Annotated in this window: 24 protein-coding genes; 11 read left to right on the top strand and 13 right to left on the bottom strand. The window is 62.2% G+C overall.

Features of this window, described 5'->3' with window-relative positions:
* Positions 1–32: 32 nt before the first annotated feature.
* Positions 33–1,163, bottom strand: a complete 1,131-nt coding sequence (locus KMZ29_RS09145) for an alpha-hydroxy acid oxidase (RefSeq protein ID WP_215623393.1) — start codon at positions 1,161–1,163, stop codon at positions 33–35.
* Between the two features lie 237 nt (positions 1,164–1,400).
* Here KMZ29_RS09145 and KMZ29_RS09140 point away from each other — a divergent pair, with 237 nt between their 5' ends.
* Both KMZ29_RS09140 and KMZ29_RS09130 read left to right on the top strand, forming a co-directional pair.
* Complete coding sequence (locus KMZ29_RS09140; protein WP_215623392.1) at positions 1,401–1,589, top strand: hypothetical protein; 189 nt, start codon at positions 1,401–1,403, stop codon at positions 1,587–1,589.
* A 438-nt stretch (positions 1,590–2,027) separates the two neighbouring features.
* Complete coding sequence (locus KMZ29_RS09130; RefSeq protein WP_215612807.1) at positions 2,028–2,708, top strand: transglutaminase-like cysteine peptidase; 681 nt, start codon at positions 2,028–2,030, stop codon at positions 2,706–2,708.
* A gap of 45 nt (positions 2,709–2,753) precedes the next feature.
* On the opposite strand, the gene KMZ29_RS09125 is transcribed toward KMZ29_RS09130, so the two are convergent.
* Positions 2,754–3,770: a GlxA family transcriptional regulator gene (locus KMZ29_RS09125; protein ID WP_215623390.1), complete on the bottom strand. Its 1,017-nt coding sequence runs from the start codon at positions 3,768–3,770 to the stop codon at positions 2,754–2,756.
* Positions 3,771–3,832: 62 nt separating this feature from the next.
* Between KMZ29_RS09125 and KMZ29_RS09120 the strand changes: the two genes are divergently transcribed.
* The 4 genes from KMZ29_RS09120 to KMZ29_RS09105 are packed head-to-tail and all read left to right on the top strand — an operon-like array spanning position 3,833 to position 6,934.
* Entirely contained in the window at positions 3,833–4,546 is a 714-nt protein-coding gene (locus tag KMZ29_RS09120) for a hypothetical protein (protein WP_215623389.1), read from the top strand.
* Entirely contained in the window at positions 4,546–5,838 is a 1,293-nt protein-coding gene (locus KMZ29_RS09115; RefSeq protein ID WP_215623388.1) for an MFS transporter, read from the top strand. Before KMZ29_RS09120 ends, KMZ29_RS09115 begins: the two co-directional genes overlap by 1 nt.
* 23 nt (positions 5,839–5,861) lie before the next feature.
* Positions 5,862–6,617: a YqcI/YcgG family protein gene (locus KMZ29_RS09110; RefSeq protein ID WP_215623387.1), complete on the top strand. Its 756-nt coding sequence runs from the start codon at positions 5,862–5,864 to the stop codon at positions 6,615–6,617.
* Entirely contained in the window at positions 6,614–6,934 is a 321-nt protein-coding gene (locus tag KMZ29_RS09105; protein ID WP_215623386.1) for a cupin domain-containing protein, read from the top strand. Before KMZ29_RS09110 ends, KMZ29_RS09105 begins: the two co-directional genes overlap by 4 nt.
* A gap of 26 nt (positions 6,935–6,960) precedes the next feature.
* Here KMZ29_RS09105 and KMZ29_RS09100 read toward each other — a convergent pair whose 3' ends face one another.
* Entirely contained in the window at positions 6,961–7,146 is a 186-nt protein-coding gene (locus tag KMZ29_RS09100) for a hypothetical protein (protein ID WP_215623385.1), read from the bottom strand.
* Positions 7,147–7,171: 25 nt separating this feature from the next.
* Here KMZ29_RS09100 and KMZ29_RS09095 point away from each other — a divergent pair, with 25 nt between their 5' ends.
* Complete coding sequence (locus KMZ29_RS09095; RefSeq protein ID WP_215623384.1) at positions 7,172–7,357, top strand: hypothetical protein; 186 nt, start codon at positions 7,172–7,174, stop codon at positions 7,355–7,357.
* A gap of 190 nt (positions 7,358–7,547) precedes the next feature.
* On the opposite strand, the gene KMZ29_RS09090 is transcribed toward KMZ29_RS09095, so the two are convergent.
* The 4 genes from KMZ29_RS09090 to KMZ29_RS09075 all read right to left on the bottom strand — a co-directional run bounded on the left by KMZ29_RS09090 (position 7,548) and on the right by KMZ29_RS09075 (position 10,977).
* Positions 7,548–7,946: a hypothetical protein gene (locus KMZ29_RS09090; RefSeq protein WP_215623383.1), complete on the bottom strand. Its 399-nt coding sequence runs from the start codon at positions 7,944–7,946 to the stop codon at positions 7,548–7,550.
* Positions 7,947–8,181: 235 nt separating this feature from the next.
* Positions 8,182–9,447 carry a CaiB/BaiF CoA transferase family protein gene (locus KMZ29_RS09085; RefSeq protein ID WP_215623382.1) on the bottom strand — a complete coding sequence of 422 codons (1,266 nt, stop codon included), beginning with the start codon at positions 9,445–9,447 and terminating at the stop codon, positions 8,182–8,184.
* Between the two features lie 170 nt (positions 9,448–9,617).
* Positions 9,618–10,169 carry a DUF6456 domain-containing protein gene (locus KMZ29_RS09080; RefSeq protein WP_215623381.1) on the bottom strand — a complete coding sequence of 184 codons (552 nt, stop codon included), beginning with the start codon at positions 10,167–10,169 and terminating at the stop codon, positions 9,618–9,620.
* 340 nt (positions 10,170–10,509) lie between these two features.
* Positions 10,510–10,977, bottom strand: coding sequence for a GcrA family cell cycle regulator (locus tag KMZ29_RS09075; RefSeq protein ID WP_249779869.1), 468 nt, complete (start codon positions 10,975–10,977; stop codon positions 10,510–10,512).
* Between the two features lie 223 nt (positions 10,978–11,200).
* Between KMZ29_RS09075 and KMZ29_RS09070 the strand changes: the two genes are divergently transcribed.
* The 4 genes from KMZ29_RS09070 (at position 11,201) to KMZ29_RS09055 (ending at position 14,323) form a co-directional block, all read left to right on the top strand.
* Complete coding sequence (locus KMZ29_RS09070; RefSeq protein WP_215623379.1) at positions 11,201–11,839, top strand: S24 family peptidase; 639 nt, start codon at positions 11,201–11,203, stop codon at positions 11,837–11,839.
* A 178-nt stretch (positions 11,840–12,017) separates the two neighbouring features.
* Positions 12,018–12,293, top strand: a complete 276-nt coding sequence (locus KMZ29_RS09065; protein WP_215623378.1) for a hypothetical protein — start codon at positions 12,018–12,020, stop codon at positions 12,291–12,293.
* 205 nt (positions 12,294–12,498) lie between these two features.
* Entirely contained in the window at positions 12,499–12,693 is a 195-nt protein-coding gene (locus tag KMZ29_RS09060) for a hypothetical protein (RefSeq protein ID WP_215623377.1), read from the top strand.
* A 475-nt stretch (positions 12,694–13,168) separates the two neighbouring features.
* Entirely contained in the window at positions 13,169–14,323 is a 1,155-nt protein-coding gene (locus KMZ29_RS09055) for a zinc-dependent alcohol dehydrogenase (RefSeq protein ID WP_215623376.1), read from the top strand.
* 64 nt (positions 14,324–14,387) lie between these two features.
* Here KMZ29_RS09055 and KMZ29_RS09050 read toward each other — a convergent pair whose 3' ends face one another.
* The 6 genes from KMZ29_RS09050 to KMZ29_RS09025 form a co-directional block, all read right to left on the bottom strand.
* A complete protein-coding gene (locus KMZ29_RS09050) occupies positions 14,388–15,980 on the bottom strand; it encodes an NAD-dependent malic enzyme (protein ID WP_215623375.1) in 1,593 nt (530 codons plus the stop codon).
* Between the two features lie 310 nt (positions 15,981–16,290).
* Entirely contained in the window at positions 16,291–17,028 is a 738-nt protein-coding gene (locus tag KMZ29_RS09045; RefSeq protein ID WP_215623374.1) for an ABC transporter ATP-binding protein, read from the bottom strand.
* Entirely contained in the window at positions 17,018–17,764 is a 747-nt protein-coding gene (locus KMZ29_RS09040) for an ABC transporter ATP-binding protein (protein WP_215623373.1), read from the bottom strand. Before KMZ29_RS09040 ends, KMZ29_RS09045 begins: the two co-directional genes overlap by 11 nt.
* Positions 17,761–18,720, bottom strand: coding sequence for a branched-chain amino acid ABC transporter permease (locus KMZ29_RS09035; RefSeq protein WP_215623372.1), 960 nt, complete (start codon positions 18,718–18,720; stop codon positions 17,761–17,763). The genes KMZ29_RS09040 and KMZ29_RS09035 overlap by 4 nt, the downstream gene beginning before the upstream one ends.
* Positions 18,717–19,598 (bottom strand): branched-chain amino acid ABC transporter permease, encoded by an 882-nt coding sequence (locus tag KMZ29_RS09030; protein WP_215623371.1) that lies wholly within the window; start codon positions 19,596–19,598, stop codon positions 18,717–18,719. Before KMZ29_RS09030 ends, KMZ29_RS09035 begins: the two co-directional genes overlap by 4 nt.
* A gap of 137 nt (positions 19,599–19,735) precedes the next feature.
* Positions 19,736–20,980 (bottom strand): amino acid ABC transporter substrate-binding protein, encoded by a 1,245-nt coding sequence (locus tag KMZ29_RS09025; RefSeq protein ID WP_215623370.1) that lies wholly within the window; start codon positions 20,978–20,980, stop codon positions 19,736–19,738.
* Between the last annotated feature and the right edge of the window lie 196 nt (positions 20,981–21,176).

Here is a 21,176-nt window from a genome sequence, read left to right as displayed (position 1 = left end):
TCTCCGCGCCCGGGCGCGGAGAGGGCCGGCCGTCAATAGCGGTAGGGCTCAATGTCCAGCAGCGGGAATGCGCTGAACACATGGGGCAGATTGGTCGGCGTCGCCGGGTGCAGATAGGACTTATCGAGTTCGGAGAAACTCGTCACACCGAGCAGTCCCAGGCACCGCATCACCTCGTCCTCCAGCAATTCCAGCATCCGCACGACGCCGGCCTCGCCCGCAGCCGCCAGCGCCCAGCATTGCAGGCGGCCGACGCCGACGAGATCGGCTCCCATTGCGATCGCCTTGACGATGTCGGTACCGCGGCAGAACGAACCGTCGACCATGATCCTGGCACGGCCGGCGACGGCGGCGACGATTTCGGGCAACACCTGCATGGCGCCACGGCCATGGTCGAGCTGACGGCCGCCGTGATTTGACACATAGATCCAGTCAACCCCGTGATCCAGCGCAATCGCCGTGTCCTCCGCGGTGGCGATCCCCTTGATGACAAGCGGGATCTTGAACTTGTCCTTGATCAGCTTCACGGTGCGCCACTCCAGCCCCTTCTGGAAGTCGCCCCCGGTGGCGCGGACGCGGCTGGCGCGGACATAGCGCTTGGCGATATCGCGCTCGCGCCGGCTGTAATGCGCGGTATCCACGGTCAGGCAGAACGCGGTGTAGCCATTGGCGATGGCGCGGCCGACGCAATCCTCGACGAAGGCATCGCCGCCGCGAACGTAGAGCTGAAATATGCGCAAGGTGTCGGGCGCGGCCTCGGCGGTCTTCTCTAGCCCCGGTTCGGTCACCGAACTCAGCATGTGGGCGGTGCCGAACGTGCCAGCCCCGCGCGCCACGGCCGCGCCTGCGTCGGGATCGAACATCTCCAGCGCGCCGACCGGCGCCAGCATGACAGGCAATCGCAATTTACGGCCGAACACCTCGACGGACGGGTCGACTTTGGCGACGTTACGCAGCACGCGCGGCCGGAACGCAATCTCGTCGAGCGCCATGCGGTTGCGGCGCATGGTGGTCTCGGTCTCGGCCGCGCCGACAATATAGTCCCAGGCGTTCTGATTGAGGTTCGTGCGCGCCTTGCGTACGAATTCGTGAAGGTTCTGGAACTCTTCGCCGCTCGCGCCAAGTTCCACGTCCATCGGTCGAATGGGCGTACCGTCGTTCATGGTGTTTCTCCCCCCGTCTTTTTAAAGACAATAGCCGCTGCGAACAGACGGGGAAAGCTACCGCCTGACGCGCGTTTTGGGGCCCGAATTGCGAGCCCTGCCCCGCCGCTCATTAAGCAGCCCGCGCCGGATAAGGACACATAAAGGTGAGGGGTGAAGCCACTCACATGGCTGCGTTGCAGCCCGCGCTAGTCAAAAGGCGCAGGCTTTTGGGGGAGAGCCGAACGGAGGTTTCCCATGAAGCGCCTGATGATTTCTGCCTTTGCGGCGGTCGTCATGCTCGCTGCAACGCCTTCGGCGGAACGTCCCGCCGGATCCGCAGGCATGATGTCGTTGCAGGGTTTCCAAGTCTCGAGCGACGTCAGTAAGCTCCCGATCGAGGACTTCGAGGATCAGTCGCTGGTCTTTTCGAAGGCGGCGCGATAAGCGCTCTGTCACTGGCTGGCGATTTGCACCGGCGTAGAATGGAAAATTCCCGCCCCGGAGACCTGCGATGCGATCAGGAATGCGGCCATGACCGCCGGCACGCTGATGAATCTCAAGAATTGATCCATAGAAAGCATCGTTGTCGTCCCCCAAAGTAGCCAAATAGAAAAAGCCGGCCCCCACAGCCGGCTTCAGTTCGCGCCTTGCGTCATCTGTTGATCGCCGGTCAGAAGCTGATCCGTATAGGCCGCCCCCGAGACCGTGAGCAGCGCCAGAATCGAAATGACGGCCAGCGTTTTCATGGCACCATCGTCATTTTCGATTGTGGCCGAAAATGTCAGAGCTTGGCGCATTTTCGGGACCAACCGGAGAAACATCGTGGCGGCGATCCTTGACCCTTGTCAAACCGACGTAGCCCACAGACGGCTATGATTAGTTATGAAGGCAGCTCCTTTCGCACGCTTGTTTCGCGCGGCCGTGCTCGGGGTTCTCCTGTCGGGGGGCGCCGCGCGCGCCGATTCTGACGAGCCGTTTGGGCTTCCCACCGTCGAGGCGCCGTCAAGTTCCTTGTCGGCGATTTGGCGGCAACTGCAACTGGACATCGAGGCTGACGAGCGGACGGTCGCCCGGTGCCGCGCTCAACCCGATGGATGTGGCTCGCCTGCCGCCCTCCGGTTCATCGAAATCGTCGACGAAGCACGGCAATACGAGGGACGCGCGCGGGTCGGTCACATCAATCGCGCCGTCAATCTTGCGATCCACCCAACCAGGGATGGAGTTTGGAGATCGCCTCTCGACGCGCTGGCATCATCAGGGGATTGCAAGAACTATGCGGTCACCAAATACGCAGCACTGGGGGATGCGGGCATTCCTGCCAATGACCGTCGACTGATCATCGTCCACCCCAAATCGCCCCAACAGGGCGCCCATCTGGTCGTGGCGGTGCGCATTTCGGCACAATGGGTCCTCCTTGACAACAGATCGATGACATTGGTCGAGAGCACCGCCCGGCACAATTATCTGCCAATTCTGGCGCTCGATCACTCCGGCGTCAGAGAGTTTCGGACACTGCCGGGTACAGCCGTTTCAGGCCTGCCCTGCAACAAGGCTGTCGGCTAGCCATGCCCCGGCGCGGCTGTTCGCCCGTGCCCGCATGGGTGCCGCTCATCCCGAAAAGCGGCTTCGGTACTCCGAGGGCGATATGCCGAGGTGCCGAATGAATGCCCGCCGCATTCGTTCGTCGTCGCCGAACCCGGCCCGCCGCGCCACCTCGATCACGCCGCGGATTTCGCTGCTCTCCAGCAACAGCCGCGCGGTCTCCACGCGCAGCGCCTCGACGCCGCTTGCCGGCGTCATTCCGGTCCTGCTGACATAGGCGCGCGCGAAGGTTCGGGGGGTCATGCCAGCCTTCTTGGCGAGCGTTTCCACCTTGAGGTCGCCGGCAATATTTTCAATGATCCATGCGTGCAGTGCGCTGAACCGCCCCTCGACGTCGGAGGCCTGGGCCGCGAGCACCGTCGAAAACTGGCTTTGGCCGCCAGGGCGCTTGAGAAACACCACCAGCCTGCGCGCGACGTCGAGCGCGGTGGTATGGCCGAAATCCTCCTCGATCATGGCGAGCGCAAGGTCGATGCCGGCGCTGACGCCGGCCGATGTCCAGACCCGCCCGTCCTTGACGAAGATCGCATTCGGCTCGACGCGGATTTTTGGAAAACCGTCCGCCAGCCTCGGACAGTAGCGCCAATGCGTCGCGGCGCGCTTGCCATCCAGCGCGCCGATCCAGGCCAGCACGAACGCTCCGAGACAAACGGATGCCACCCGCCGGGCTTTGGGCAGCACCTCCATAATCCACTTCATCAGAACCGCGTCCTGCCGCAGCGCCCAGATGCCCGGGCCGCCGGGGATCACGAGGGTATCGACCTGGTTCGGTCGAATGCTGGCGAGCGGGGCGGTGTCGACCATCATCCCGACGTCGGTCGGCACCAATCCGCCCGAGGTCGAGAGGTACGACAGCGAGTAGCCCGCGCCGGGCAGGTCGATCGCCTGCAATTCCGCGAATACCTGCGCCGGACCCGAGATGTCGAGCAGGGTCACGCCGGGAAAGGCGACGATCGCCACGCGCCTTGCCGGGGCCTTTTCGCGCGGCTCCGGCCGCCGGAATTTGGCAGATTTCGAGGGCATATTGTCCTTTAAGCCATTCAGGGCTCGCCTGTATAGCTCGCTAGGATAGCGGGGTGCCGGACATGTCACGAGAGCTGCGCCGCCAATACGGAACGATCAAATCGCCCTGGCCCGATTACGCGGTCTATAGTTTTCCTGATGCCTCGCGGGTCAGCCCGAACGAACAGCGGGCACTGATGGATGCGATGAACAATATCATCGCCGTCAACTGGCAAGCGACGGAGCCGCATTGGACGGCAGAATCCTCCCCGTTCGACAGGAAATTCAGCCTCGTCCTGGTCTATGACGCTACCGGACTGATAGCCTTTTCGGTCTACCGCAAGCTGCGGATCGCGGGCCGGCTGGCTATCTACCGCAGTGGCACCGAGGTACTTCCGGCCCATCAAGGCCGCGGCCTCTACGGATTTTTCACGACGGAGGTCCTGAAGTCATCGGGCGCCGCCGACAGCGGCGATGCCGGCATCCTCTATGGATGGCGCACCCGCAATCCCATCGTGTGGGCCGCAAATGCCAAGATCTGCGAGAAGGTTACGCCCTCGCTGCTCGCTGACACCCAGGACGCAGTACTCCAGGCGGCCTGCGTCGAAATGTGCGAATTGCTCTATCCCGGCAAGCGCCTCGAAGTACCCGGCATGATCATGCGCGGCGCCTACGGCCATATCAGGCATCACCGGCAGGTCTATCGCGGCGCGGCGTCGCTGGTCGACGCTGCGATGCAGCGCACCATCCCGGACTCGGCAGACGCACTTTTCTCGGTCGGTCTCGTGAGGGGCTGATGGCGCTCACTGAACAACACACCGCGTTTAGCCCCGCCGTCCGCCCGACGGATCGCACCTATCTGGCCTGGGCAGCGGTGGCCACCGCCTACGCGATCGCCTTCCTGCAGCGGGTGTCGCCGCAATCGATCAGTTTGAATTTCATGGCCGATTTCAGCACCGATGCCGCCGGTGTTGCGATGCTCGCCTCGAGTTACTTCTGGGGCTACACCCTGATGCAGATTCCGGCGGGGGTTCTGGTCGACCGCTTCGGCGTCAAGCGCGTGGTGCTGTTCAGCATGACGGCGTCTTCACTCGGCAGCGCGGCGTTTGCGTTGGCGCCAAACCTGCTCGACGTCTTCCTGGCAAGACTGGTCATTGCCTGCGGCGATGCGCTGGTCTTCACCGCACTGTTGAAGCTAGTCGCGCTCAGTTTCAAGGACGAACGGTTCGGCGTGATGTCGGGCATCTCGCAGGTGTCAGGCTATGTCGGCGGTGTATTGGCGACCACACCGCTCGCCGCTGCAGTGACCGGCTTTGGCTGGCGAGCGTGCTTTGTTTTTATCGCCTGCGTCGGCGTGGCGAACCTCGCTTTTGCCTCCGTGGCGCTCAAGCCGGATCCGGCGTCGCACAGCACCAAGACCTTGAAGAGCGTTCTCGCCGCCAGCCGGCAGTCCCTTTCGCAATTGGCGAACTGGGGATGCGCCATGACCTTTGCGTCCCACTTTGCCGTGGTGACGACGCTATCGGGCGTCTGGGGAATTCCGATGGTGGCGCATTTCTTCAATATCTCACCGTCCGCCGCGAGCACGCCCCTGCTAGCCTTCATGATCGGCAACGCGATCGGTTCGATCTTTCTTGGCCACATGGCGGACCGAGCGGCGGCAGCGCTTGACATGGCCCTGGTCCGCATATGCCTGCTACGGATGGCCCTGATCGCGATGCTGCTGCCCCCGGTCGCCCATGCGCTGGGCTTTCTCTATGTCACCGTCGTTTTCTCAGCCCTCGGACTGGTGGCCGGCGGGACCGTGCCGCTGGTGCTGAAATGCACGAAGAAACTCTACACGGCCGAGCTGATCGGTGTCGGCGCATCGGTCAACACCACGGCTGCGGGAATTTTCGCAGGCGCTTCGCAGCCCGTTATCGGGTTCGCCATGGTTGGCGTTAGCCAGCTTGCCGGGACCGACCTCGGGCACGGCACGGGCTCGGTCGGCGATGCCGGCTACGGCGCGCTCATTGGAATTCTGCTGCTCATGTCGCTGCCGGGCATTGCCGGCCCGCTGCTGATGAGGAGCAAATTGATAGTTCGTTAGCCGCATAAACGGGAGGGGACGGAATGTCGCGATTGTATTTGAGAAAGGGCGAAGTCGCCTCGAGCTACGCGGTGAGCACATGGCAAAGCGTGATGTTCTCCGAATTCGAAGCGCAGATGAGCAGTGAGGCGAGACCCTTCCCCTGTGTGTTCGGAGTCGCCGGCCACCGGCAGGACCAGTTGCGCTACCTGTTCCTCGATCCGTTCGACGTCGAGGTCCTCGGGGCGCAGCTCGCGCGGTTCGTCGCCGAATCCCGTTCGCACGGGCCGAACACGTCGCTGATCGTATTCACCCGGCCGCGCCCGGTGCAGACGCTAGAGGCCTATTACCGGAAGATGTGGCACACGCTCGATCAGCTGGCGCAGCAGGACAAGAGTCCGTGGCCGGACATGATCCCCGAACAGATCGATCATCCGATGTGGGAGTTCTCGTTCGCGGGTGAGCCGATCTTCGTGGTCTGCAGCACGCCTGCGCATGTGATGCGGCAAAGCCGCCGCTCCAGCGCGTTCATGATGACGTTCCAACCGCGCTGGGTGTTTGAAAAGATCCTCGGAACGGAGAAGGCCGCCGCCGCCGCATTCGCCGAAGTACGCAAGCGGCTCATCCCCTACGACAGCACCAGCCCCTCGCCGCTGCTTGGACGCTACGGCGACGCCAACGGACGCGAATACAAGCAATACTTCCTGGCAGACGACAATCAAACCGAGGTGGGATGTCCGTTTGCCAAACTCGCGCAGAACAAGACCTCTCCAGCCAAAGACAGGGAGCAAGCAGCATGACCCGGATCATCGCTGGCACGAAGACGGAATTCTCGATCGACCCCGCCATCCTGGCGTTGCTTCCGGCGCAGGGCTGCGTCGAATTGCAGCGCGATGCCGCGGGCAAGGTGCATCATTTCCACACCCACCCTGTGGATGAGATCCTCGTCATCATCAAAGGCGCGCTGAAATTTGAGTGGGAGGGCGGCGAGCGCATCTGCCGTCCTGGCGACACCATCCTGCTGCCCGCCGGCACGCTGCACCAATCCGAAGCGCTGGATGAGGCGATCTACGCGATCGCAACGCGCCCACCCGCCGTCAATCCGACCGGCGGCTGAGGCGGCTATCGGGAAAACGAGACTAATCAGGACAATGTGGGATCGCTGTCGGCTGGGTCGGCCGCCAAGCGTTCGACCAGCTCGATGATTTCAAAACGCTGGCCGGGCGCAAGTTTGAGGAAGGCCTTCAATAGCCGCAGGCTTTCGACGGTTTCGCTCGATGGAGCTCCGAGCCTCTTCTGCAGCTCTGCAACAAATGTGGGATCTTTCATCTCGCACCTTAGATGAGGAACAGGAATGACATATCCAGATAAACGCGAAGGCTTGGCCCGAAAGGTCGATACAGCAGCGCAGGAGGCCGAGCGCCTCGGCCTGACGACAGCTACATTGATACTTCGGATGGCGCGCCTCGAAATTGACCGGGCGGGACCCGACGAAGTTGAAAGTATGCCAAGGAACAACCCGCGCGGCAAGCCAAACTGAGAGCCGAAAACCGCCACCAACCGTCAAACCGTGCCAGATTCGAGTCCGGCGCGACACATTGGCGGCTTGGCAATATCCAAGATCGCACACCAGAAGGCCGCCTTGGTGGCGACCTCTTTCCGCTTCGCTTCTGGCGTGCGGCGCAGGTCACGGCAACGTATTCGCCCGTGTCCCCCGCCTGACCCGCAGGCTAGTACGGGTAATAGCGATAGTAACGAGGGCCGTAATAATACGGTCCATAGCCGTAATAGCGGGGCCCGTAATAACCGGGTCCGTAGCCGTAATAGCCGGGTCCATAATAATAGTAGTCATCGCGCCGTTGTTGCGCGGCAATCGCGCCAATGGTTCCAATCATCATGCCCATCATAGCGAGTCCGGCGGCGTTGCCGCTGCGGTAGTAGCGGCGACGGCGGGCGCTGAAGTCCGTGGCATCGCTGGACGGCGCGGTCGACGCAACGCCGGTTGATGCGGCCTCTACCGAGCCGGCGGCAGCCGGCGGCGGCTCTGCCATCGTGAATGCCAGCGCGGCGATTGTCCCCGCGACGGCGCCGCGGCCAATCCAGGAAGTTGACGCTTTTCGCTTCGACATCTCAAACTCCTCATCGTGAATGAGTTGAAAGGGCAGAATAAGTATCTTCTCTCGCGCAATGCTTGATGCAGCTCAAGGTTTTCCTGCCATCCCCGCAGGTCCTGAAAGCTGCTTTCCGGCGCGAGTCGAGGCATGACGTTGATGACCTTGCGTCCGGCCTCATGCTCCGTCTGGCATCGGCATTCTCAATGCCTCGGTCCAATATCCGATGCCTCACATCCGGTCCGGCGCGACGTCAGCTGACCTCGACCGTTGCCACCATCCCGAAAGCTCCCGCCTCGGCAAGTGCCGCGATCCGCGCATCGTCGTAACCGAGCGTCTTGCGCAGGACTTCCATTGTGTGCTCGCCGAGCAAGGGCGCGGCTAGGGGGTCGGCGACCGGCGTCAGACTGAGACGGATCGGCTGCTCGACATTGGGGACCGTGCCGGCGGTCGGGTGCGGGATCTGGCTGACGCGATGGCGCTCGCGCACTTCCGGCGAGTTGAAGGCTTCCTCGACGGTACGAAGATAGCCGACCGGAATGTTGGCCGCCTTCATCCTCGTCACCCAGTTTTCGCGAAGGTCTTGCACAAAAATACCGGTAAGGATCGCGCGCAGTCTGTCCTTGTTGGCGGTTCGTAAACGCCGGTCGGCGAATTCTCCGCTGGCGAGATCGGGCCGGCCGAGCACCTCGATGACGAGGCGCCGGTACAGCCGGTCATTGGCGCAGGCAATATAAAACGGCGCGTCGGCGGCTTCGTAGAGGCCGACCGATGGAGAGCCATTTGGCGAGTTGCCCTGGCGGCTGAAATTCTCACCGGTCATCAAATGGGCCATGCCGTAAAATCCCGTCATCCCCAACGCCACATCGAACAGCGCCACCTCGACATGCTGGCCGCGGCCGAGCCGGTCGCGGGCGAACAACGCCAGCAAGATGGCGTTGCAGGCCGACATGCCCGTCACCATGTCGATCGCAGGCGGCCCGGTCCGCACCGGCGGCCCGTCCGGAAAACCGTTGAGCGACATGAATCCGCTTTCGGCCTGCGTGATCGGATCGAAGCCAGGACGCGATGCAAACGGCCCTTGGCGGCCGTAAGCCGAGATCGAGCAATAGACCAGCCGGGGATTGGATGGCGCGACCGACGGGTAGTCGAGGCCATACTTCCTCATCACGCCGGCGGAGAAGTTTTCCACCACCACATCGGCCCGCGCGATCAATTCGCGAGCGACGTCGCAAGCCGCCGGATTGGTGAAATCCAGAACGATGCCGCGCTTGTTGCGATTCAAGCTGACATAGGCGGCGCTTTCGCCGGCGAGATCGGCGTGTTCATAGCTCCGCGTATCGTCGCCGCCATCAGGGTTCTCGATCTTGATGACCTCGGCGCCGAAATCGGCAAGCGTCTGCGTGCAGGCGGGACCGGCGACGACACGGGTGAAATCGACGACCAGCAGACCATCGAGAGCGGTCGGTTCGCCCTCTGCTCGTGGCACGCGCTCCGGCAATTGCGGTCTGGTGGTCATGATCGGACTGTCCTGATGATTCTTGGCAGGCCGGCGCATGAGAACCTTGCGCCGGCGTGTGAGACCGTTTCTCGCAAATGCGAACGATGATAGATACCGCGCATTCCGACGCCCAAAATATGCCCGAGCGCGCATGGATGCGCAATCAACGCTGACGCATGGATGCCCCGCTATCGTTTCTCCGTCGAGAATCCGTACATCAACGCCAGCCGATCGAGACATTCCTTGAACCTGCGCGCGAAATAGTCGATCCAGCGCTGGCCGCGCAAGCCTCGCCGCTGTCCGATCTGCTCCATGGTCATTCCCTGAACGAGGACATCATGCACCAGTGCCGAGCCGTCGGCGCCGAGTTCGCGCTCGGCGCGGTTCAGCCGCAGCGCGGCCTTGCGCTGGCCTTCGGTAATCGGCTCCCGCATCTCGCCGCCATCGACATATTCCCTGCGCGGGTCGACGGCCCGCGGTCCGCGTTCGGCTTTTTCCCAATCCGCCTGAAAAGCGCGCCCACCCTGGTACTGCGCTTCATCAATGTGGCGGTGCGAGTGCAACCGCCCCAAGGGATCGTTGCGGATCGAACGCAGGGTGACAATCTTATCCCCCGGCTCCAGGCCAAGGGGATCGTCCACTTCAATCGCCGCCACTTCCGCATTGCGCGGCAAGTCGCGGGATCGACGGTCATGCGCCTTTGCCGGATTATGCGGTTTCTTGCGTCTTGCTCGTGCCACTTCTTGCTTCTCCGTAAGATGATGAAATCCGACTCGCCGGCGCGTCAATCGCCTGGCCGGCAACGCCAGGAGTTTCGGTTCACGGTGACAGAGGGTCTTCCGCAGTCACTTCCGGCCAAAGCGCAGCAAGATCCCGTCAGCCGTGTTCCCCCGTAGGGGTCGGTTCACTCTGCCCGAACCGCTATGCAGAGCTGCGCTGTTACTTCAGCGCGCAACAACGTCACCAACTCCCTGCGCCGGATCGAGCGCACCGGTTGCTGCCGGATCAGTGCGCGAAGATGCGCGATGCGATGGCGACGCGGCAGCCGCGTCATCCTCATGACCATGGCCGGTCCGCCTTTCATGCTGCCTCCACGAGCCGCAGGGAGACCGGGACGGCGGCTCGCTCCGAGGCCGTGCCGGGGCCGTGGGTCAGGTGAAAATGTCCGGCACAATAGCTCGATCCCTCGCGCTGCGGATGGCCGCAGAAGGTGATGGGTTCGCCCTCGTCGTCGCCGCCATAAGGATACCGGCAGTCGCCGGCTTCAAGGTCTATCAGCGACAAATGCCGTGGCAGGATCTGGACGCAGCGGAGATTGATCCTTTCCGCGCGCTCGGAAACCGGCAGGAGCCGTTTCGATTCGGCGGCCTGGCGCTCACGAAGTTTACAAAGCCGCGGCGCGCTGAGCTGCTGCGGCCAACCGTTCGGCTCGGCACGCCGGTCAGAACCAGCGAGCCCCATTCGTTTGGCGCGGCCGATCGTGGCATTGCGGGAATAGGCGGTGTCGAACTTCGCATTGATCGCATGAGCGATTTCGGCAAAGGACATGCCCTTCGCAAGATATTCGCGTAGCGCATCGGAATGCGCGGGTGCCCAGTCTGTCTGCAATAGCTATTCTCCCCTGCGCTTCCAGTCATGATGAGGGCCACCCCGGACGAACCGTCGCCACGGACAACCGATCATCAGTTTCGGATATTCCGAATTAGAAGTCAAGCTTGATTTCCGATAATCGGAATTGCTATTATTTCTGAAATTCGGAAGAGATACCGCCATGCTGGATATCAAGCTGATCGAGCGGGGACTGGAGAAACCGGGCAAGACCAAGGGAGGTCTGGCGACGGCGATGGGCGTTCGCCCTGGGGCCGTCTCGGAAATCCTGTCCGGTCTGCGCCTGATCAAGGCGTCGGAGATTGCCGATATCATCGATTATCTCGAGCTGAATTCGGTGCCCATCATGGGTCGCGTCGGCGCAGGCGCTACGATCGAGCCGGAATACGAGCAGGTGCCGCCGGAAGGCCTCGGCGAGGTCGAATTGCCCTTCCCGATATCGGAGGAGACCATCGCCTTCGAGGTGGCTGGCGATTCCATGCTGCCGAAGTACGAGAATGGCGACATTATCGTAGTCTACAAGGAACAACGTCACCCGCTGGAGAGCTTCTATGGCGAAGAGGCCGCGGTCCGCCTGAAGACCGGGGAGCGCTACCTCAAGACCATCGAGCGGGGAAAATCCGGCGCCATGGTCAACCTCACCAGCTTCAACGCCAAGCCGATCAGGGGGGTGAAGCTGGAATGGATTGGGGAAATCTGCGTCACCCTGCCGAGGGGCCAGATCGAGCGCCTGCGGGCCAAGGCCGCCGCCCGGGCGCGCAAGGCGGCAAAATCCCATGCCGGGCGCGCGCACGAGAGATAGGAGGGACTCTCCAAAACCCGAAGACGGCGCCGTACGATTCTCGCCCGCGGCGGAGTCATATTGGGGCTAAGGGCTCGCTCTTCTGTTTTTCAGAATTATCAACTTGACTAGTTTCTGATTTTCAGAAATACTGAAATCTCGCCCGTGGACATTCCGACGGGCGCCCCATGAGAGGGCCATGCAGTATTTCGTCGTGATGATCGACTATGGGCGGCGCGGGCGCGAGGCCATCGTCGACCCCGAGATTACGCGGCGCGAAGTCATCTCGCGGGTGGCGTCGGGCGAATACAAGAACATCAGCTTCATTCACGAAATCGCCGATTCGTCGGTCGACGACATCACGGCGGAAATTCTGGCCGAGGCAGCCGTTCCCGAAATCCCGGCGGCTGAAACCGATCTGCAGACAAGCCGCCTCGATCACGCCCGCGATCTGAGGAAGCACGAGCCGGTGTGATCACACAGGGCCCGATTCGGGATCGCAGAGACTAATCCGCAGGATATCCGTTGCGGGCTCTGGGATGTTACCACAAAGCCACACGCGCCAGGATTGTGCTGCCGTTCCTTGTACGTTCGCAAGAGTTGATGATGAGCATCCGGCCTTCGCGGTAAGTTAGCTCGGGGTTGAAATTACCGTGCTTCCGCTGTGAAGGAGAGCCGACATGCCAGCCTACATCCAGCATCACGAAGGTGAGATCGCGCCAATCATCTGCCCCGGCTGTGTTGGACAACTGCCGATGTACGTCAGAGACGTTGAGCCCCACTGGAGCATGGCAAGGATCGACTTCATCTATGAGTGCTCCGACTGCGGCGCCGAAGTCAGGCAGACCGTGACGAAGCCGGAACGGCGACACTAAGGGATCGACGTCGCCCCCATAGGACAGCTCGGCGCGCCTCGAAGGGCGCGCCCCGCATAAAAATTCGTTGGCGAGCCGTGCCCGTTGCGCACAAGACAGCCGACGCTTCACGCCGCCACCGGGCTCAGCTCCAGCAGCGTCCGCGCGCTAATGGGCAACCGGCTGTGAATGGGCGACATCGAGGTCGCATTCCCGGAAATGGAACGCAATTTCATCAAGCGCGCACCGTTCCCATTCTTCCGCCTCGCCAGCCAGAAGATCTTGCGCTCGGAATCCAGTAACGCGCGCTCCCGACACAGAAATTCCTGGTTGCGAATTTCGATGAGAGCCGATCCCTTCTATAATGCTAGCAGAGCCGGGATCGATAGTCTTTCCGTTTTCCCGCCTTACGTTTTCCTGCAAATGAGACAGGTTTGTCGTCTAATCTTCTCCGCCCCTTTCCCGTAGGGTTTCGGCAAGAATGAGGACTGCTCCAATGTACGACCCTGCCGGCGTTACGATGTCGCCCGAATTCTCCATCCCTGCTCAGATGAAAGCCTGGGTTCTGGGCGACCCGGACGAGCTTTTCCTGCGCGACAAGCCCACGCCGGTCCCTGGACGCGCGGAGGTTCTGGTCCGGATCGACGCCGTCGCGATCTGCGCAACCGACCTTGAAATCATCCATGGCGGGTCGCCCGCGAGCATTCTGGGCGGCCTGCCCTTCAACAAGAACTTCACCCCCGGCCATGAATATATGGGCACGGTCGCCGCCCTCGGGCCTGATGTTGACGAGTTCGCCATCGGCGAACGAGTTAGCGTGGAAATCCATGCCGGCTGCGGCCAATGCAAGCGCTGCCGCCAAGGCATGTACACTTCGTGCCTCAACTATGGAAAGCCCGACAAGGGTCAACGCGCCAACGGCTTCACGACCGATGGCGGTTTTGCCGAATACGCGGTCAATCACATCAATACGCTGGCGCGGGTGCCCGACACCATGAGCGACGCCGAAGCCACGCTCGTCGTCACCGCCGGCACTTCGATGTACGGTCTCACCGAACTTGGCGGGCTGGTCGCCGGTGAAAGCGTCGTGGTGATCGGCCCCGGCCCCATCGGGTTGCTCGCTGTGGCCGTCGCAAAGGCGCTGGGGGCAAGCCCGGTCATCCTGACGAGAACCCGCAACAAGCGCCTGGAGATTGGCAGGGAATTGGGAGCGGATCGCGTCGTCAACATCTCCGATGAGAATGCCGTCGATGTCGTCAGGCAGCTCACCGGCGGCATCGGCGCGGACTATGTGATCGAATGCGCCGGCACCGAGGCCACGGTCAACCAAGCCATCCACATGGCCAACCGCGGCGGAAAGATCTGCCTGGCGGCATTTCCGCACCATCCGGTGACGACCGACCTGCCGCATCTGGTGAAGAATAATATCTACGTCTACGGCATTCGCGGCGAGGGCCGTAGCGCCACGCGCCGGGCGATGGCCCTGATGGCGGAGAAACGCTTCGACGCGACGAAAATTCATACCCATACATTTGCGCTCGCCGATCTCCCTACCGCGCTCCGATACGCGCGCGATCGGGTCGAGGACGCCATCAAGGTCGTGGTCACAACGCGGGCAGAGAGCATGCTGAAGGGCGTGGCGGCAGAGTGAGGCAACTGCCAAGCGCGAAGCTGCAGCTTCGCCCGTGGTCCTGAGAATACCGGATCAGCTCACTTCAATAGTGGGGGTCGTACATTTGCGACTGAACGAACGCCATCAGATCGTTCGGCACCGGCGTAGTGGCAAGACCGCGCCGGTAAGCGACCTCGGCAACCGCCACAGCAATATGTGCCGAGACTTCCCGGATCCGCGGCAGCGCCGGGTAGAGACTGCCCTGCCGGATGTCGGCGTCGTTGACGAGATACGCCAGCGTGTGCGCGGCGGCCATGAACATCTCGTCGGTCACCAGTCTTGATCCGCTCGCGATCGCGCCAAGACCGACGCCGGGGAAGATGTAGGAATTGTTGCCCTGGCGCGGTACGAACGTCTTGCCGTCGAGCTTCACCGGATCGTAGGGACTGCCGCACGCGAACAGCGCGCGGCCGCCGGTATGGCGATAAGCTTCCTCGGCGGAGCATTCCGCTTTCGAGGTCGGATTGGAGAGCGCAAACACGATCGGCCGATCGTTGATCCGCGCCATTGCCTGCAGCACCTCGGGCGTGAAGGCGCCGCCGACCGCCGCAACGCCGATGATAGCTGTGGGCTTGAGCGTTTCGATTGCGGTCAGAAAGTCGCCGATTGGCGCATGATCGTGCGCGTAGCGAAGTTTGTGGTCGGTGACGCCGGCCCTGTTCTTCACAACAAGGCCACGCGAGTCCACGAGCCATGTGCGCCTGAGCGCCTCGACTTCCGATACGCCCTCCGCCATCATGGCCGAGACCACGAGGTCGGCGATGCCGGTCGCAGCCTCGCCAGCACCGAGGAAAAGCACCTTCTGGTCGGCAAGTTTTCCACCGTTCACACGCAACGCGGAGAACAGGCCAGCAAGCGCCACCGCGGCCGTTCCCTGGATGTCGTCGTTAAAAACATTTATCTTATCACGATATTTGTGCAGCAGCCGGAACGCCGAGTGATTGGCGAAATCCTCGAACTGGATCAGCACGCCGGGGAAGGTCTCGCGGGCGGCGGTGATGAACTCGTCAACCAGTTCGTCGTACGCCGCGCCGCTCAGGCGCTTCTGGCGCAGGCCGATATAATAGGGATCGTTCAGGAACTCTTCGTTGTTGGTGCCGACGTCCAGCATGACCGGCAGGCAGTATTCCGGACGGATGCCGGCGCAGGCTGAATAAAGCGAGAGCTTGCCGACTGGAATGCCCATGCCATGGGCGCCGAGATCGCCGAGGCCGAGGATACGCTCTCCGTCCGTGACGACGATAAGCTTCGCGGGATAAGGCCAGTTGGCCAGCAGTTCCGCGATACGCCCGCGGTCGTTGGCGCTAATAAACATGCCGCGCGGCCGCTGGAAGATGAGACCGAACCGCTGGCAGGCCAGCCCCACTGTCGGGGTATAGATCAGCGGCTGGATTTCATCGATGTTGTCGCACACGACGCGGAAGAACAACGCCTCGTTGCGGTCGTGCAGCGAGTTGAGTGCGATGTACTTTTCCAGATCGGTGGGCAGGCTGCGCAGATTGGTCAGCACACGCTCGACCTGATCTTTCATCGAGAGCACGTGGGCGGGCAGGAAACCGCGCAATCCCAGCGCATCGCGCTCCGCTTCCGTGAAGGCCGTGCCCTTGTTGAGCAGCGGATCGCGCAACAGCGCCAAGCCGTGCGGCGAATCGGAAGGCGCTGAACTGCGCTTCGCTCGGACTGGCACACTCATCATATTCCCCCAAGGGCCGCTTAATTTAGTAATTGTAGCATCTACCCAATTGAAGCAGGAAGCGTTCATAAAAATCAAGACCGGAAGGGTGCATTCCGGCTCCAGCGCCCGTCGTTCTGTCCGACGCGTTGCAATGCGACGAAGATGGAACTGGTCGTGCGCAACGATGAGCTCAATCCCCGCGAAGCCGGGACGGACTGGAACTCGTCGCTTCGTCGTCGGCCGTCTTTCCGCCGCGGCTCCTAGCGGGCAATCATGCGACGCCGCCTAGATAGAGCCGCTTGACGATGTCGTTGCCTCTCAATTCGTCCACCGAATCGGCCGCGACGACGATCTCGCCATGGACAATGATATAACCGCGATCGGCGATCCGGATCGCTTGGTTGAAGTTTTGCTCCGCCATGAGCACCGTCAGGCCGAGATGCTGATTGAGCTCGCCGATCTTGGCGATGGTCTGCGAGACCAGGAGCGGTGACAGGCCTACCGAAGGCTCATCGATCAACAACAGGCGCGGCGACGACATTAGCGCGCGCGCGATGGCCAGCATCTGCTGCTGCCCGCCTGACATGGTGCCGGCGAGCTGGCCCTGCAGCCCCTTGAGCGCCGGAAATGTCTCGAAGGCGAGCGCAAGGTTGCGGTCGATGTTTTGCCGGGCGGCCTTGCGGAAGGCGCCGAGCATCAGATTTTCCAGCACGGTCAGCTTGGGAAACAGCCGCCGTCCCTCGGGAACCAGCGCGACGCCGAGATCGACAATGGCCTCGGTCGACAGCCTGGCCAGATCGTGCGTCGTTCCGTCGATCGTCAGCAACACGCTTCCGCGCTCCGGCCGAACCAGGCCTGCGACGCACTTCATCAGCGTGCTCTTGCCGTTGCCGTTGGTGCCGAGCAAGGCGACGGTCTCGCCGGCCTCGACACGGAGACTGACGCCGCGCAGCGCCTTCACGGCGCCGTACCCCGCATCGAGGTCCTTGATGGCAAGGCTAAGTGCCAAGGTAGGCCTCCTGCACGCGCTGGTTGGCCATGACTTCGTTCGGCGTGCCGATCGCGATGATCCTGCCGGCGTCGAGACACATCACGCGGTCCGAAAAACGCATCACCGCCTGCATGATGTGCTCAATCATGATGATGGTGATGTCCTGCCCCGCAAGGCTCATGAGCAGATCAAGCACCTCATCGACTTCCGAGCTGGAAAGGCCGGCCATGGCCTCGTCGGAAATCAGGAGTTTGGGGTGCGTCGCCATCGCCCGGGCGAGCTCCATCTTGCGCAATTCCACCTGGCTCAGCTTCGTTGCCGACACGTTCGCCTTCGACGCGAGACCCATCCGCGTCAGGATCGACATCATGGTGTCGCGCCGTTGCGCAGCCGAGACGATCTCGCCGGTGACCGCCGCGAAGTCGAGCGCGACCATGAGGTTTTCGGCAACCGTCATGCTCTTGAACGGACGCGGGATCTGGAAGCTGCGCGCAATGCCGCGGCGTGTGCGCATATGCGGCTGCAACCGCGTAATGTCCTCGTCACGGAACACCACTGTGCCGGCCTCGGTACGGAACGCGCCGGAAATACAGTTGATCAGCGTCGTCTTCCCCGAGCCGTTCGGGCCGATAAGGCCGAAGCGCTCTCCCGGACGAATGTCGACACTGACATTGTCGAGCGCGGTGAAACCGCCGAAACGTCTGGTAAGCGCTGATATCCGCAGCAGGGGTGCCTGGGTTTCGGGGGGCATCATCCTTCGCCCTCGTTGCGATTGCGGCGAACCTTTCGGATCAGGCCAATGATGCCCTCTGGCGCGGCCACTACGAACAGCACCAGCATCACGCCGAGCACCAGCACGTTCACTTCCGACGAGATGGTGACGGTCAGCAATTGTTGCGTCGTGCCCAGCAGGATCGCGCCGACGACCGGGCCCGCCCAATGCGCGGTGCCGCCGATCAGCGACATCGCAAGCACCGAGACGGAGTAGTTGAGATTGAACGCGGACGTGGGGTCCGCGTATTGCAGGTACATCGCGGCGGGGGCGCCGGCCGCGCACATCAGCGCCCCGGAGATGACGCAAGCCAGCAGCTTTAGCCGCAGGGTCGGCACCCCCGTGCATTCCGCAGCGAGCTCGTCGTCCTTGAGCGCCTGCAGGCCGTGGCCCATCCATGATTTTTGAATGTAGCGCGAGATCGCAACCGCCAGCACCACAAGGAGCGCCTGAACGAAAAACAGCATCTGCACATAATTTTCGAACGGCGCCATCACCGCCGGCCGCTGCATCTGGATGCCGGCCGCGCCGCCGACATATCGCCAGTTCGTTATCGAGGTCTCGATGACGATCGTCAGCGCAATGGTCGCGATCGAGAAGAAGATGCCCTTCATGCGCAAGGTCAGGAGGCCCAGGGCGAAGCCCATCAGGGCACCGACGACGGCTGCGGCCGCGATCTGCACGGCAAGCGGCGCGCCAACCGACTTGACCAGGAATACGGCGGTGTAGACGCCCATGCCGAAAAACGCACTGGTGCCGAAATTCACGTAACCGGCATAGCCGCCGAGGATGCTCCATGCGACGGCGAGGACGATGAACTGCAGGATCACGTAGCCGGCAAAGAAGGGATATTGATTACCGATGACCTGAGTCATCAGCAGCGCGCCGCCGAGAAACAGGGCCGCTCCGACCCAGAAAAAGATGCCGTTTCGCTTCATGACAGCCTGCCGAACAGGCCCTGCGGCCGGACGGCAAGAACGCCGAGCAGCATCGCGAAGGAAATAGCCGGCGCCCAGGAGGCGCCGAACAGGGTCAGGACGATCGTTTCGGCGACGCCGAGGATGATGGCGGCGACCAGCGTGCCGCTCATGCTGCCGAGCCCGGCCATGACCACGACGCAGAATGTCCGCCCGATATAAGTGCGGTCGAGCGTCGGCTCGACGGGCGCGACGATAATGAGCAAGGCGCCGGCGATTCCGAGCACGGCCGTTGCGATGCCGAACGCCCATTGCTTGATCCGGATCGGGTTGGCGCCCATCAGCCGTAGCGCCTCCTGGTCCTGCGCGACCGCGCGGATCGCGCGTCCCATGTACGTTCGCGACAGGTACAGCGTCAGCAGGATCGTCAGCGCTGCGGCGACCCCGAACGCGACTACCAGCCGGAACGGAATCCGCATATCGCCTATCCGCCAGGCCTTGCCGACATAAGTCGCGGTGACCGAGCGCTGGTCCACACCGAATTGCAGGATGATCAGTACTTCGATGATGAAGGCGATGCCGAAGAAAAACGCGATGCCGCGCACGCCGGCGTCGCTGCCGCGCTTTTCAAATGTTTCGTAGTACAGGCGGTAGGCGGCGAGACCGAACAGGAAGAAAAACGGCGTGATCATCAGCCCTGCCAGCAGCGGATCGACTCCGTAATGCTCGTTGAGGAAGAATACCGCGTAGGACGCCAGCACCAGGAAGGCCGGATGCGCGACGTGGGGAACGTCGAGCAGGCCGAACGAGACGGATAATCCAAGACTGACCGCCGCATAGAAGCAGCCGAGCAGCACCCCGATCACCACCGCATCGAGCAGCAGTTCAAATGAAAACACGTAACGTCCCCCTTGGCCCGCTCTTGAGCCGCCGCTGCCCCGGTTCGCGCACGCCGTTTATCCCATCCCAGTTGTCGAAGACGCAGGCGCGCTGCCCCCTGGCAGCGCACCATGGTTCGGAAAAAACGCCGCGAGGTTTACTTCCGGGCAGCCTCAAAGGGACTGATGAGATCGCCCGATTTCAGTTTCTCCGGGAACAGGATCACCTGCTTGCCCGAAGTGCGGAACTGCTCGATGTTCTTGTCCACGACGCCGCGGAACTGGGCCTGCAGCACCGCGGTTTCCTTGCGCTCGCCGTCCGCCGAAAATGCGATCGGGCCGACGATGGTCTTGTGCTCGTTCTCGCGCAGATATTTTGCGATGGCCTTCTGGTCGAGTGACCCCACCGCCTTGATGGCCTGCTCGACCAGTTGACCGCTGGCATAGCCGAACGGCGCAAGATAGTAGCCGAGCGGATCGACCTTGGCTGCCACGGCGCGCTTCGCATAAGTCTCGAAGAACGTCTTGGTCCCGTCGAAATACATGCTCTTTTCCGGGAGCCATGAGTTGTAGTTGACGACGCCATTGAGCAACGAGCCCAGATTTTCCATGACGGCGCCGAATTGCAGGCCGACCATGCCGCCGCCGAAAATCTTGACGTTGTCGCCAATCCCGATCTCGTTCACGGCGCGCAAGATCCCGGCCGAGTCCGGCGGATAGGACGCGACATAGACGATGTCCGGTTTGGCGGCCTTGAGCGCACGGATGATGCTGGAGAATTCCACCGTGTTGGGCGGATAGGCCTGGTCGAACACGACCTGCATGTTGCGCTTGGTCGCGACCTCCCTTGCGGTCTTTGCCAGATTCTGGGCGAATTCCTGGTCCGCCGCGAGCAGCGCAATGGTCTTGCCGCCGGCCTTCTGGCCGAGATCGAGGAACGAAGCCGCCCAGCTATCTGGCGGTCCCCACGGCGCATTGTTGAACCACATGTCGTGGCCGACCTTGCTGTTCACCTGGAAAGAGAAGTTGCCGATCAGCAGGAGACCGCGCTGCTTGACCATCGGCATGATCGGTGCCGTCGGCACGGTCGCATAGGGCGCAAACAGGAGATCGACCTTATCGACATCGATCAGCTTCGAATAGATTGCCGGGGTCTCCGAAGCGCTCGACTTGTCGTCATAGACCACAAGTTCGACCTTGCGGCCGAGCAGGCCTCCCTTGGCGTTGACGTCGTCCCGCCAGATCTCGATGCCGAGCAACGAAGCCTTGCCGCCGCCGGCGAGACCGCCGGTTTGCGGCATGCTCATGCCGATCTTGATCGGCGGCTGCTGTGCGACTGCGCCCGAGGTCAGCCCAAGCATGACGACCGCGATCGTTCCGCCGAGAAGTGTCCTGCGTTTCATTTGATCCTCCCCATATGTCTCTTGTTTTGGTGGTATATTGGATGAACACAGCGGACATCACAATGAAAAAGGATCATGTCCGCTTTTGACCCGAAGCGGACAAGCACCCGCCGGATCGTTGAATATTGGGCGACCGCGAGCTGGCCCGCGCGCTTCCTCCTCTGCGTTTCATATTGTTGGCTGCACCATATGCGGT

Origin of the sequence: Bradyrhizobium sediminis (assembly GCF_018736085.1) — a bacterium.
GTDB classification, from domain to species: Bacteria; Pseudomonadota; Alphaproteobacteria; order Rhizobiales; family Xanthobacteraceae; genus Bradyrhizobium; species Bradyrhizobium sediminis.
Note: the sequence above shows the minus strand (reverse complement) of the source record. Positions and strands in the feature narration are given on the sequence as shown.

Coding starts and splice junctions, on each gene's coding strand:
- KMZ29_RS09035 (WP_215623372.1), bottom strand. CDS start 18,720: ATGAAGCGAAACGGCATCTTTTTCTGGGTCGGAGCGGCCCTGTTTCTC.
- KMZ29_RS09055 (WP_215623376.1), top strand. CDS start 13,169: ATGTACGACCCTGCCGGCGTTACGATGTCGCCCGAATTCTCCATCCCT.
- KMZ29_RS09090 (WP_215623383.1), bottom strand. CDS start 7,946: ATGTCGAAGCGAAAAGCGTCAACTTCCTGGATTGGCCGCGGCGCCGTC.
- KMZ29_RS09060 (WP_215623377.1), top strand. CDS start 12,499: ATGCCAGCCTACATCCAGCATCACGAAGGTGAGATCGCGCCAATCATC.
- KMZ29_RS09110 (WP_215623387.1), top strand. CDS start 5,862: ATGTCGCGATTGTATTTGAGAAAGGGCGAAGTCGCCTCGAGCTACGCG.
- KMZ29_RS09070 (WP_215623379.1), top strand. CDS start 11,201: ATGCTGGATATCAAGCTGATCGAGCGGGGACTGGAGAAACCGGGCAAG.
- KMZ29_RS09065 (WP_215623378.1), top strand. CDS start 12,018: ATGCAGTATTTCGTCGTGATGATCGACTATGGGCGGCGCGGGCGCGAG.
- KMZ29_RS09025 (WP_215623370.1), bottom strand. CDS start 20,980: ATGAAACGCAGGACACTTCTCGGCGGAACGATCGCGGTCGTCATGCTT.
- KMZ29_RS09115 (WP_215623388.1), top strand. CDS start 4,546: ATGGCGCTCACTGAACAACACACCGCGTTTAGCCCCGCCGTCCGCCCG.
- KMZ29_RS09145 (WP_215623393.1), bottom strand. CDS start 1,163: ATGAACGACGGTACGCCCATTCGACCGATGGACGTGGAACTTGGCGCG.
- KMZ29_RS09040 (WP_215623373.1), bottom strand. CDS start 17,764: ATGATGCCCCCCGAAACCCAGGCACCCCTGCTGCGGATATCAGCGCTT.
- KMZ29_RS09125 (WP_215623390.1), bottom strand. CDS start 3,770: ATGCCCTCGAAATCTGCCAAATTCCGGCGGCCGGAGCCGCGCGAAAAG.
- KMZ29_RS09085 (WP_215623382.1), bottom strand. CDS start 9,447: ATGACCACCAGACCGCAATTGCCGGAGCGCGTGCCACGAGCAGAGGGC.
- KMZ29_RS09105 (WP_215623386.1), top strand. CDS start 6,614: ATGACCCGGATCATCGCTGGCACGAAGACGGAATTCTCGATCGACCCC.
- KMZ29_RS09130 (WP_215612807.1), top strand. CDS start 2,028: ATGAAGGCAGCTCCTTTCGCACGCTTGTTTCGCGCGGCCGTGCTCGGG.
- KMZ29_RS09075 (WP_249779869.1), bottom strand. CDS start 10,977: ATGTCCTTTGCCGAAATCGCTCATGCGATCAATGCGAAGTTCGACACC.
- KMZ29_RS09095 (WP_215623384.1), top strand. CDS start 7,172: ATGACATATCCAGATAAACGCGAAGGCTTGGCCCGAAAGGTCGATACA.
- KMZ29_RS09120 (WP_215623389.1), top strand. CDS start 3,833: ATGTCACGAGAGCTGCGCCGCCAATACGGAACGATCAAATCGCCCTGG.
- KMZ29_RS09140 (WP_215623392.1), top strand. CDS start 1,401: ATGAAGCGCCTGATGATTTCTGCCTTTGCGGCGGTCGTCATGCTCGCT.
- KMZ29_RS09100 (WP_215623385.1), bottom strand. CDS start 7,146: ATGAAAGATCCCACATTTGTTGCAGAGCTGCAGAAGAGGCTCGGAGCT.